The organism is Legionella antarctica (assembly GCF_011764505.1).
GTDB lineage: Bacteria > Pseudomonadota > Gammaproteobacteria > Legionellales > Legionellaceae > Legionella > Legionella antarctica.
Genome location: NZ_AP022839.1, coordinates 1700431 through 1712693 on the forward strand (window position 1 = coordinate 1700431; position 12263 = coordinate 1712693).

Consider the following 12263-nt stretch of genomic DNA (forward strand, 5'->3'; position numbering starts at 1 on the left):
TAAAAAGTTGTTAAAAGTCCAGATTTGCAATGTAACAAAAGTGTAAAAAAAATAAACACCCCCCCGTTGTTCATGTTTACTTAATAAATGAGGCATAAAATAGTAATTAAATAATGTTGTTTTAATTATTACAACACAATCCAGTAATGGGGGATGTATGCCTAGTGATATATTTGCAGCGTTAAACAAGCTCAAAAAAGAAATAGTGGAAATCAATAATCGACAAGAGTTAGTTGAGAATCGTGAAGGACTCGATGATACTAAAATGTCTGCACAGATGTTCGTTAACAGGGAACTTCTTCCTGAAGCAAATTTTGTAAATTACCCAGACAATAAGGCCGTAGCGGAATATTCCAATCTTGCTCTTCAAGCAGTATGGAATATTGCTCATTATGCTTCCAGGGGCTATGCATCTGCAATTTGGAATCAGAAAGCAATTGTAGAAGCCTTCCAATTTTTAGATGAAAATTGGGTTCCTAAAATTATCGATGAGCAAACGAATCAGGTAGGGTTGGCATTACAGACCTTTTTAAATACTGCTTTAGACGAGGAAGTGCTTGATAACATAACCATACCAAAGGGTGTTAAGGATGGGATAAGACAGACTCTAACAGGGTTGCAGAAAAAACTGGAGCATCGCCTCAAGGTCTATGAAACTCACACTCCTGAACATGTGAGTACAGCTGTAAAAGGTATCCAGGTTAAAAGGGATAGCCAAGCTGCATGGAAACAGAATATGGATGAAACATTTGATAAGGTTAATCCTCAAATGTATTATAAATATTTTCAAGGGCCATTAAACTCAGACTATGCTGAACTGGAGAAAAAATTAGAAGTTTTAGACGGCTATTCGAAGCTTTTTGATGAGGCAGCAGAATCATTTAGATCCTATAACGAAAAATGGAATAAAGCTAATTTAGAAAAAAAACTACCACCAAAAGTCTCTGCATCAGCTTATATTTTTTCACTTGCAGATGAAAACCAAACATCTCAGGAAAACTTAGCAAAGTTGTCCGAGGTTTATAATAAGCCTAATTATAAGATATTGGATGAAAACATTGGTATTTCTTTGCAGAGAACGTACAACACAACTGAGGACATGATAAATTATTTAAAACAAAATAACCTACAGATAATTGAAGTACAAAAACAACTCCTACAGGAATACATTACAGATTCTAAATCGCTATTCGATTTTGAAAAATCGCTTGAACAAGCCGTATCTTCTCTGAAACCAGTTGTTATACCTGAAGAGATTCAATCGTTAATTGACAATCCAGAACATTCATTTGTTGATGATCAAATAGACAGCTATGATAAACTAATCAAGCAAATTGAGAGTTCTCAGGCGAAACTTTTAGAACATCAAAAATTGTTAGATACAAAAGTTAGTAATTTTGAAACAGCCAATCCTATACCTTCCTTAGAAACAAAAGATCATCTATCGGCTTTTGAAAAAGCGCGTAGTGATGCCGGGGAAAAATTAGACCTTAAAGTTAAAGCTAACAAGGATCAAATTACCACCATAAAGGCTCTTTTAGATAAGGCAAATGCAAAAGTAGTTGATTTACACTATGAACAGGCAAAACAATCTAAAATGGGAAGGAAAAGGATATTAGAAGAAGCTGGAACGCGTACTAAAGAGGCATTTAAAGAAATGCATGAGAACTCGCGTCCCAGAGAAGTATCGGCAAAATACCAATCTCAACTCATTCACCAGCGGTATCCTGCTGCTGTGCAAACAATAAAGAAGCAGTACTCGCCACAAATCAGAGCTTTGGAAGAACAAATAGGCACAATAAAAGCCCAAATACCATCCAAAGAAGATGGTCTTGAGGCTATCAAATCAAAAAGTGAGCAACGTAAGGAACTACTGCAAACATCTCTTGAGGAGTTAAAACAATATCAAACGGTCTTGGAAAAAGAACAAGGTTTGTACATGCCTTCTGGACAAGTTCCAAAAGACCGCTTGATAAAAAATCTGGAATGTAATGATGAAATAGCTGCTTTCATTGACGGGATGTATGTAAATGAGCAGACTGCCGCCAGTTGGTATGGCTTTAACCGTACAAATTTGTATAACAATTACAGCCACTATTCCAGCCTCTTGGGCCCCAGCGATTTAGAAGCTGATTTAGGCGATGTAATTGACTACATCTCTAGGAAAATTGATTTAATAGACCAGGAAATGAAAATAGATGTAACAGTTGAGGCAATTTCCCCCATATCTTCACCACAGCTGCTGGGAGAAGGTAATTTATGGAAGTTGCAAGAAGAATACCAAGGTATTAAGCAGGAAAAAAACAAACTGGAAGCCGAAGTAAAGAAAACAGAGGAAACGCTACAAAGCCTGACTGCAACAATGAATGAAGAACTAAATAGCTTGGAAAGCAGAAAAATTGCAATTGACGAAAGGCTCACATTCGCTACCCTGGAAGAAAAAATTAATACGATTGATCATGGTCTGGCGATGGTTTCTTCCGATAGCCATTTACTTGCCTTCAGGATTGAGGAGGTTATACAGGCACAGCAAAAACTAGAGGCCATTAGTGAAGAAATAGACAAAATGGAGCATGGTGAGGCTCTGAAATATTATGAAAGCGTGAAGGATGAAATTACGAAAATAAATGTTGATGACATGATGAATCATCGTGAGAATTTTCGAGATAAATCCGGTGCTGAACTTCAAAAGAATATTGGGAATTCACTCAAGGCTTTAGTAAGCAATTTAGATAAGCTCAAATCAGAAGAAAATAATATCGATAAATCTGAGACGCTCAGTAGTAAATTAAAAAGAGTAAGAGATAATTTTGAAGCATTGAAGGAAAGAAATGTGAAGTTGAAGAATGAGCCCGTAGGTTTGGATTTTGCTGTAAAAAAACTTCAAGAAACTAATGCTGGTTTAATGACAGCCATCAACGATAGCATAGCCAAGCATAAGTTAGCTGCTCTTGAAGAAATGCTGCAGAGTAAATATCCTGAGTTGAATGGTTCTAGTGTCAGACCAGACACTAAAGAAGATCGAGACTCACAAATCAGGGAAATTGAACAATTTTTTGGACCTTTAGCTGAGTTTAAGAAACATACCAATGAATCAATCAGGGAAAAATACCAACACATATCTAAAATCGCTCAACCACTGAAAGAGTATTTTATTCCACTCAAGTTAGACGTAATACTTGAAGAGACGAGTGGGTTTATTGAGAGATTTCATTCAAGAGAACGACACGGATTATTAGCTGAGATTAAGCAATTTGAAGCACGTGAGGGGACTTTCTTAAATGAGCTTAAGAGTTCTGACTCCTTAGAAATTCAGGAAAAATTAAAATTGATTAAGAATAACGAAAATCAATTAGCTGTGCAAAAAGATATTCTTAGTCCAGATAGTCCAGACCAATCACTGGAATTTTTTAGCCCTGCTCCGGATGCTATACCAGAAGAGCAACCTCAACGGGAGACGGGTCCTAAACTGGAGACTAGTCCTATTGAAAGCTTAATGGATAAATATTTTACAGATAGATCGGGTGTTTTTCCACAGTATCTTGCAGAACGTGCACACAAGTTTTGGTTGAAAGATTTCTTCAGATCTTTTGCAGCCTTAACTTTCGGATGTTTTGGTTATAAAACGGATGCACAGGTGAGGGAAACATACGTGAATGAGTTAACGGATGTATTTGAGAATTATAAAAAAGACAGTAGTGAGGAGAATAGGTTACAATTGCTAGATAAGATTGATATAGGTCAGGACCAATTTTCTCCTCGGGCTAAAGTCGGAGAAGAGCGGTACAACGAGTCCTTACATTCTAAACTTCAAGATCTGAAAAAAAGTATATCCGAAGTCCCGGAACAGGAGGTTGTGATAGAACTTCAATCCCCACAAATGCATTAACAGCTCAGGAGTTGAACCTGCTCCTGAAATTTTAATGACCCGTTGTTGCTCAGAGCAGAACGGGTTTCTTTTTTTCATGGATCTAACGAATAATAAAATTGAAATTTTAGACACATCAGAATAAAGATAGATATTAAGAATATGTTTTTTTCAGTGTATACTATAAACCGATTCTTAATATAGGTTCTAATTTATGAGCTGGTTTAAAAAGCTATTACCATCAAGAATAAGAACAGAGACCTCACAAAAAAAAGGAGTTCCAGAGGGTTTGTGGGTTAAATGTTTGGGGTGTAATGAGGTACTTTACAGTACTGAATTGACAAAAAATTTAATGGTTTGTCCTTCTTGCAACTTTCATCATCGAGTATCTGCACGAGTTAGAATTGCACAATTTCTTGACGAAGGCGGTCAAGAGGAAATTGCTGCACATTTAGAGCCTCAGGATAGACTAAAATTCCGTGATTCAAAAAAATACAAAGATAGAATATCACAGGCTCAGAAAGCAACGGGTGAAAAAGAAGCCTTGGTTGTTGTTACAGGTAGCTTATCTCAGCAACCTGTAGTGGTCAGTGCTTTTGAGTTCAGTTTCATGGGCGGTTCGATGGGGGCCACAGTAGGCGAGAAGTTTGTCCGTGCAATCACCGCAGCAACGGCAGAAAATAGAGCCTATATTTGCTTTACCGCAAGTGGTGGTGCCCGAATGCAAGAGGGGCTATTTTCTCTGATGCAAATGGCCAAAACATCAGCAGCACTTGCCAAATTTGCAGAAACAGGATTACCCTTTATCGTTGTTCTGACCGATCCTACTATGGGTGGTGTTTCAGCAAGTTTTGCCAGCCTTGGTGATGTGATTGTTGCCGAACCTAATGCATTAATCGGTTTTGCAGGTCCAAGAGTGATAGAGCAAACTGTAAGGCAGACCTTGCCAGAAGGATTTCAACGCAGTGAATTCCTGTTGGAACATGGCCATATTGATATGATAGTTGAGCGTAAAAATCTTCGTTCTACTGTCTCTGAATTGGTATCAAAATTAACTCATAAAGCCACGGAGAATTTTTTTGCACAAACCATGGAGTGAGTGGAATTTAAATCAATGGCTAAATGATCTAGAAAACAGGAATAATCAGGAAATACAGCTTGGCCTAACCCGAGTATTGGAGGTGGCCAAAAAAATAAGCGTACAAACTTTAGGTTGTAAAGTCATTACTGTTGCGGGTACTAATGGAAAAGGATCGACAGTTAGTGCCCTGGAAATGATCTACCATACTGCAGGTTATAAGGTAGGTGCCTATACTTCCCCTCATCTAATCCATTTCAATGAACGCATCCGAGTGAATCTTAAACCGATACCGGATGACGACCTTTGTCGAGCATTCAATCTTATTGAAGAAGCTCGTGACCCTGTACACCTTACGTATTTTGAATTCACTACTTTGGCCGCATTGCTTTATTTTAAGCAACACCACCTTGACGTTATTATTCTTGAGGTGGGCTTGGGCGGAAGACTGGATGCAACTAACATCATTGATGCCGATGTATCGATAATCACAACCATAGATTATGATCATCAGGAGTATTTGGGAGCCTCTTTAGAGAGTATTGGATACGAGAAAGCAGGGATACTGCGGCAGGGAAAACCGTTTATTTATGCAGATATTAACCCTCCATTAAGTATTATCAAAGCTGCTGGAGATCGTGCCGCGCCCAGTTATTTTTATGATACGGATTTTTCTATTAATGAACAGGGTGATTTTTTAGAGTTTAATTGTCAGGGCAAACAATTTAAAGAACTACCTAAACCAAAAATTCATATAAAATCCACATCAGCAGCCATAATGTCTTGTTTGTTATTAGACCAGGATTTACCGGTATCTCTAAGTCATATTTATTTGGCGATGAATAAAGTAAGTGTTCCTGGGAGATTGCAGTTTTTTCAAGGCAGTATTAGCATATTATACGACGTTGCTCACAATGGACAATCAGCCAGATTATTGGCTGAGACGATTCAAAAAAAAGCAATAAAAGGCAAGGTACATGCTGTTTTTTCAGCTTTAAAAGATAAAGATATTTTAGGTTTAATTTCTCCCTTAAGGGATTGTGTTGATCGATGGTATCCTGCACAATTAGATAATAAACGCGCTTCGAGCGCGTCTTTGTTATCCTCTATTTTTGATGATGCAGAAATTTTTGTGGAAGTTTGTTATACTAGTCCCCTTGTTGCTTTTCAAACTGCATTAAGTCAAGCTAGGGAAGGAGATTTAATTGTGGTTTACGGGTCATTTTTTACGGTTGGTCATGTAATGGCTGCCCAACATAACATATTGGAGCAGAAGGAGATTCTATGAAACTGGTAATGGATGAGAAGCTGAAGCATCGTTTAGTCGGGTTAGCCGTAATTCTTTCATTAGGAGCAATTTTCGCTCCTGCAGTGATGAAAAAATCAAGCCAACATCTTGATGGTAATTTTAGTAACGTACAATTACCTCCTAAGCCATTGTCCCCCAATGTTGTTTTAACTGATGAAAAAGAACTATTTAAAACCATAAAAGTGGCAAGAGTTGAAATTCCTCATGTATCAGAAAACAGGCAGCTAACTGAACTTGTAAGAGCTGAGCCTGTTAAATCAAACTTGATCAATTCCAACCGAATCACAGGTGTTCCAAAAGTGGCTTCTAACGGTAAAGCAGAGCCTATTCATCTTGCTGTAAATGATGCTGCCAATACTACAAAAGAAGCCGCTAAACAATCGGCTAAACGACCTGTAACTGTCGCTTTAAAACAAAAAGCGGTTACCAAGGTTGCTCCTGTTAAAAAAATTGCCAAATCCAATGGTAAACCACCAGTCAGAAAAGACGTCTATGCGGTACAATTAGCTTCTTTTTCGCGATTTAACAATGCTCAGGCTTTAGTTAATAAGCTGCGTAATAAAGGTTATAAAGCGAACTATACCAAAATTAAAGGGAAACAGGGCCCAGTTTACAAGGTTTACGTGGGTCAGTCGCCACATAAAACAGATGCAGTAAAACTAAAAACTCAACTAGCCACTGCGATGCAATTAAAAGGCTTTGTAGTGAATACCGGAGTTAGCTAGTCATGCTGCAATGGATTGATATAGCCATTATTGCCGCTATCGGTTTATCAGTACTAACCGGTTTATTTAGAGGCTTCGTAAAAGAACTTGTGGCATTATGTGTCTGGATATTAGCTTTTTGGCTCGCATATACCTACTGCCAAAGTCTGGATCCCTGGTTACAGTCCTATATAAAAGAGCAATCGGCACGCACTGCAATTGGATTCATTATTATTCTTTTTGCTACCTTGCTGGTCGGTGGTGTCGTTAATGCTGTATTGAGTTTCATATTAAAGCGTGCTGGCTTGAGTGGAACTGATAAAACTCTAGGTATGCTCTTTGGTTTTATGCGAGGAGTTTTCATTGTTGCACTGATTATGGTTGCAGTTAAAATGACTTCTTTGCCTTATCAAGAATACTCTAAGGAATCCATGCTCTATGCTCGTTTTGACCCGGCAGTCGACTTGCTTTATGCCCATTTGCCTGAGTTTATTAAAAAATTGAAGACGGTGGATACAACCGAAAATATTGCTGAAACCGTTATTGATACAGTTCCTGTGTCTTAATGTATTCATATACTTCACCAGGCAGCCTAGTTTCTACTGACTTGTTTTTTTTAAGATCATCTCTTATATGTGTTGAAGAAATTTCATAGTTTCCTGCATTAAATAAAAATACAGCTCCTGCTGGCTGTGTTAACAGTTGTGTCTTACGCTTGGTTTCATGTTGTATAAGAAGTTTTTTTATGGCTTCTGGTATCGGGTGTTTAGAAAATAGACTGCGATTAATAACCAGTAGATTTGCTAATTCAATTATTCGATGCCATTGATGCCATTGAGGTAATGATAAAAAGGCATCGTATCCCATAATCAAAGTAATTGCCGTATTTTTCATCTCCTCTCTAAAGCTCGCTAATGTCTCGACCATATAAGAGGGGGAGTCACGCCGAATTTCTCTTAAATCCAGCTTGAAATCAGGATAATGTTTTATTGCAATTTGAAGCATTTCAATTCTTTGTACTGGGCGGGCACAAGTTGGAAGCTTTAAAGTGGGGGCTTTACAAGGAAGAAAATAGAAATCGTCAAATTTAAAATTAGATTGGATAGAAAGACTTGTTTGTATATGTCCATTATGTACGGGATCAAAGGTTCCACCTAAAATAGCTATACTGTGCATAGAGTTCCCATACACAGAGAAAGGGCTAGCTTTTCTAAAGAGTTCCATACTTGAGTATTTTGATTTGATTTAATCTGTTCATCGATTGTTTTACAGTAATGTAATAGCTGGTTCAGGCCTGAGCTATTCAACCTTTGGATACTTAATTTATAAAGATTAATTCGTTGAGGCCATATTTTGAGTTGATTGCAAGCGGTTTTAAAGTCCAGATTTTGTCGCGTGCTAAATAGTAATTGTAAGAGCACTCTTATTTCCTGGGAAAGCATCCATAAAATCAATGTTGCTTCTGTTTTATTATTTGCTGCCTGCCTTAGTATATGAATGGCTTTATCTGCTTGACCCATGAGACATGCTTCAATTAATTCAAAAGGAGATTGAGCACATTGATCAGATAAATGTTCCAAAGCCTGCTGAGCGTTAATTTGGCTGTTAGATGGGCTGGATAAGGCAATTTTTTCAATAACCTGGGCACAAGCCAGCATATTGCCTTGAGTGTATTGATAAATTAAATCAGGTATCTGATGTTCAAAATTGAGGGTGTTCTTTTTAAGCTGGTTGGCAATCCAATGTTTCATTGACTCAGCATTTAGTGGATATGCTACTACAAGCACAACATGTTCATTACTGTAGAGCCATTGCAGTTGATTTGCTGGAATGTTAGGAGCCCTGATTATTATAAAGCAGCGGGAATTAATTACTTTAAGATATTCTGTCAGGATTTTTTTCCCGGCTGCATCGATTGATTTTTTATCATAAAAAATATTTAACACGACAGTATCGGAAAATAATGAGTAACTATTCGCCTCTTCTAAAACGGTTGACCAATCTTCTGTTGATTGTATCGCGATAATTTTTTCATCGAAATCGTAGGATTTTTTAATAAAGGATTTTAAAGTATGCAAACTTTCATCAAGAAGATAATGCTCCTGGCCCGTGAGGACATAGAGTGGGGCGATTTTTTTTTGTAACTGCTGGGCGAGCATTTGTTGTTTAATTTGCATGTTGTTTCTTATGAGTCCAAAGATCGTATCTAATATGAATATAATTGATAAATTATAGCAAGTGTAGCCGTACTATGCGCCGCAAATAAGGCTACGATTACTGCCATAATAAAGAAAAAATCATCGGTTGGGCAATTATTTTCGATTTAATCTATTAATTATTTGGATTGCTGCTTCTCTTCTCATTTCACTGATTAAAACGGTTTCTTCTTCATTAGAGCCTAATATGCGATCGTTATTAACGGTAAGTTGTCGACTTACTGCTACGAATCTGGGTGCCTTTAAAATTTGTCCTTTCGAGGTTTGCAACATAAACTCTACAGTGAGAATAAGTTGGTACTGTCTTGGATTAGTACTCACACCAACACTTACTATCTGTTGTTGAAAAGTGGTTTTGTTAATGATGAGCCAATACTTGGCAAGAGCTGGCTCAGGGTTAACCAAGATCTTATAGCCTTCTAAATGGGATTTTAATATGGAAACCAATTCTTTGTTTCCATCCCTGGAAATTATAGAAACATTATCCAGCCATTCAGGTACATCGGTTAAACCACGCAAATGAAAACCACAAGCAGATAAAAGAAGAACTGAAATGAAGACAAACGTTTTTTTTTTCATTTTAACCAACAACCAGATTGATTAATTGCCTGTGAGCGACAACAATAGATTTTTTTATTGTTTTATCAATAATAAAATCCTGGACATGCTGCTTGGCGGTTTCAATCAGTACTTCTTCTGCGGTATCTACACTGGCAGTAAATTGCGCTCTCAGTTTGCCATTCACCTGCACGACAAAATCTGCTTCATCTGTTTTTAGCGCACCTTTATCTACTCTTGGCCAAGGGGCATCAATAATTGCTTTTTCAAAGCCTAACTGCTGCCATAAATAATGGCAGATATGAGGAGTAATAGGTGCAAGTAATCTCAAGATTATACTCATACCGGAGTGAACAAAAAACTTATCCTCTTCTGTTTCAATAGAGTAACCGGATATTTCATTGAAGAGTTTCATGCAACCTGAGACAACAGTATTGAATTGATTGCGCTCATAATCGTTGGTGGCCTGGGCAAGAATCTGATGAACGATGTGACGCGATTTTTTTAATCGACTTTCAGCGTTTTGCCAATCAACATGACCATTACCACTCAAAATTATGTCATTAATGTCAATGAGCATATTTAGGTGTTGATGAGCAAATGTCCACAAACGTTTGAGGAAACGATGCGCACCTTCTACTGCAGTGTCAGACCATTCTAAAGACTGCTCAGGAGGGGCGGCAAACATAACGAATAGACGAGCTGTATCTGCCCCATAAGTAGTTATCAAATGATTTGGGTCGACTACATTCCCGACAGACTTGGACATTTTATGTCCGTCTTTTAGAACCATGCCCTGTGTTAAGAGTGCCTTAAAAGGTTCATCGGAGTTTACCAAACCCTCATCGCGCATCAGCTTGTGAAAAAAGCGTGCGTAAAGCAAATGCATGACGGCATGTTCGATTCCACCGATATACTGATCGACAGGTGTCCAATATTTTGCTCTGTCATCAAGCATTGCATTTTCCTGACCTTTACATGCAAAGCGTGCATAGTACCAGGATGATTCAACAAACGTATCGAAAGTATCCGTTTCACGGCTTGCATCCTGACCGCATTTCGGACATGAGACGTTCACAAACTCATTACATTGTGCAAGAGGGGAGCCAGCACCTGTAATCTGAACATTTTCAGGTAGTACTACTGGGAGTTCTTCATCGGGAACAGGCACCAAACCACATTGTTCACATAAAATCATGGGTATAGGTGTGCCCCAGTAACGTTGTCGTGATACACCCCAATCACGAAGACGATAATTAATAGTGGCTTTACCTGCTTCATGCTCTTCAAGATAGTTGGTAATGTCTTCAATGGCTTGCGATGAATGTAATTTATCAAATTGATGTGAGTTTATCAGAGAGCCTTCACCGGTATAGGCTGACTGGCCTAAATCGTGTTTAAATTCATTTTCAGGTTTAATTACTTCAACAATGGGCAAATTATATTTTTTAGCGAACTCCCAGTCTCTTTGATCGTGAGCGGGAACTGCCATAACTGCTCCGGAACCATATTGCATCAATACAAAATTTGCAGCCCATATGGGTAGCTCTTTACCGGTTATGGGGTGAATTGCGCTCATGCCTGTTGCAATGCCACGTTTTTCCATCGTAGCCAGTTCTGCTTCAGCCATTTTGGTGCCCTGACAACTGTCAAGGAATGCTTTTACTTCTGGATTATTAGCTGCAGCTTCTTTTGCTATAGGGTGATCAGTAGCAACAGCAAGATACGTTGCCCCCATAAGTGTGTCAGGTCGAGTAGTATAAACTTTTACCCGTTTAGGGTAATTGTTCACACTAAAATAGATTTCAGTACCGATAGATCGACCAATCCAATTGCGCTGCATTTGTTTTACTTGGGCTGGCCACTCATCGAGGGTATCCAGGGAGTTGAGAAGCTCATCTGCATAAGAGGTTATTTTAATGAACCATTGTGAAATTTCTTTTCTCTCTACCAGAGCACCAGACCGCCATCCGCGGCCATCAACCACCTGTTCATTGGCTAAAACAGTTTGATCGATTGGATCCCAATTAACTACAGCATTTTTCTTGTAAACCAGACCTTTTTCAAATAATCGGATAAAAAACCATTGTTCCCAACGGTAGTACTCAGGGTCGCAAGTCGCGATTTCACGCTTCCAGTCATAAGCATTGCCCAGGCGTAAAAACTGTTCTTTCATTGCGGCTATATTTTTTCTGGTCCACTCAGCTGGTGGTATTCCATTTTTGATAGCGGCATTCTCAGCGGGTAAGCCGAAAGCATCCCAACCTATGGGCTGAAGAACATTTTTTCCTAAAGCGCGTTGATAGCGGGAGATAACATCTCCAAGAGTGTAGTTACGAACATGTCCCATATGTAAGGTTCCACTGGGGTAGGGGAACATAGATAAACAATAAAATTTTTCTTTGTTTAAATCTTCAGTAACATTAAATGACTGTTTTTTATGCCAATATTGCTGGGCTTGTTCTTCAACCTCTTGGGGTTTATAGGTATTATCCATAGTCCAATTAATCAAGTGACGGTGAAGCGCTAG

At 38.4% G+C, this 12263-nt stretch carries 9 protein-coding genes; 5 read left to right on the forward strand and 4 right to left on the reverse strand.

Features of this window, described 5'->3' with window-relative positions; translation table 11 throughout:
• Window positions 1-157: 157 nt before the first annotated feature.
• From HRS36_RS08190 to HRS36_RS08210, 5 genes are all read left to right on the forward strand, one after another.
• Window positions 158-3889, forward strand: coding sequence for a hypothetical protein (locus HRS36_RS08190; RefSeq protein ID WP_173236918.1), 3732 nt, complete (start codon window positions 158-160; stop codon window positions 3887-3889).
• A gap of 193 nt (window positions 3890-4082) precedes the next feature.
• Window positions 4083-4967 (forward strand): acetyl-CoA carboxylase, carboxyltransferase subunit beta, encoded by an 885-nt coding sequence (gene accD, locus HRS36_RS08195; RefSeq protein WP_173236919.1) that lies wholly within the window; start codon window positions 4083-4085, stop codon window positions 4965-4967.
• Window positions 4948-6234, forward strand: coding sequence for a bifunctional tetrahydrofolate synthase/dihydrofolate synthase (gene folC, locus HRS36_RS08200; protein ID WP_173236920.1), 1287 nt, complete (start codon window positions 4948-4950; stop codon window positions 6232-6234). The genes accD and folC overlap by 20 nt, the downstream gene beginning before the upstream one ends.
• The gene (locus HRS36_RS08205; protein ID WP_173236921.1) at window positions 6231-6980 is read left to right on the forward strand and encodes an SPOR domain-containing protein; all 750 of its coding nucleotides are present in this window, start codon (window positions 6231-6233) and stop codon (window positions 6978-6980) included. The genes folC and HRS36_RS08205 overlap by 4 nt, the downstream gene beginning before the upstream one ends.
• A 2-nt stretch (window positions 6981-6982) precedes the next feature.
• Window positions 6983-7525: a CvpA family protein gene (locus tag HRS36_RS08210; protein WP_173236922.1), complete on the forward strand. Its 543-nt coding sequence runs from the start codon at window positions 6983-6985 to the stop codon at window positions 7523-7525.
• On the opposite strand, the gene nadD is transcribed toward HRS36_RS08210, so the two are convergent.
• From nadD to leuS, 4 genes are all read right to left on the reverse strand, one after another.
• Window positions 7500-8135, reverse strand: a complete 636-nt coding sequence (nadD, locus tag HRS36_RS08215) for a nicotinate-nucleotide adenylyltransferase (RefSeq protein ID WP_173236923.1) — start codon at window positions 8133-8135, stop codon at window positions 7500-7502. The genes HRS36_RS08210 and nadD overlap by 26 nt on opposite strands.
• Window positions 8123-9136, reverse strand: coding sequence for a DNA polymerase III subunit delta (gene holA, locus HRS36_RS08220; protein ID WP_173236924.1), 1014 nt, complete (start codon window positions 9134-9136; stop codon window positions 8123-8125). The genes nadD and holA overlap by 13 nt, the downstream gene beginning before the upstream one ends.
• A 135-nt stretch (window positions 9137-9271) precedes the next feature.
• Window positions 9272-9754, reverse strand: coding sequence for an LPS-assembly lipoprotein LptE (locus HRS36_RS08225; RefSeq protein ID WP_173236925.1), 483 nt, complete (start codon window positions 9752-9754; stop codon window positions 9272-9274).
• A 1-nt stretch (window position 9755) separates the two neighbouring features.
• Window positions 9756-12230: a leucine--tRNA ligase gene (gene leuS, locus HRS36_RS08230; RefSeq protein ID WP_173236926.1), complete on the reverse strand. Its 2475-nt coding sequence runs from the start codon at window positions 12228-12230 to the stop codon at window positions 9756-9758.
• Window positions 12231-12263 lie beyond the last annotated feature (33 nt).

Excerpts from the sequence above, each read along its gene's own strand:
- HRS36_RS08190 (WP_173236918.1), top strand. The coding sequence starts at position 158 with ATGCCTAGTGATATATTTGCAGCGTTAAACAAGCTCAAAAAAGAAATA.
- accD (WP_173236919.1), top strand. The coding sequence starts at position 4,083 with ATGAGCTGGTTTAAAAAGCTATTACCATCAAGAATAAGAACAGAGACC.
- HRS36_RS08205 (WP_173236921.1), top strand. The coding sequence starts at position 6,231 with ATGAAACTGGTAATGGATGAGAAGCTGAAGCATCGTTTAGTCGGGTTA.
- HRS36_RS08210 (WP_173236922.1), top strand. The coding sequence starts at position 6,983 with ATGCTGCAATGGATTGATATAGCCATTATTGCCGCTATCGGTTTATCA.
- nadD (WP_173236923.1), bottom strand. The coding sequence starts at position 8,135 with ATGCACAGTATAGCTATTTTAGGTGGAACCTTTGATCCCGTACATAAT.
- holA (WP_173236924.1), bottom strand. The coding sequence starts at position 9,136 with ATGCAAATTAAACAACAAATGCTCGCCCAGCAGTTACAAAAAAAAATC.
- HRS36_RS08225 (WP_173236925.1), bottom strand. The coding sequence starts at position 9,754 with ATGAAAAAAAAAACGTTTGTCTTCATTTCAGTTCTTCTTTTATCTGCT.
- leuS (WP_173236926.1), bottom strand. The coding sequence starts at position 12,230 with ATGGATAATACCTATAAACCCCAAGAGGTTGAAGAACAAGCCCAGCAA.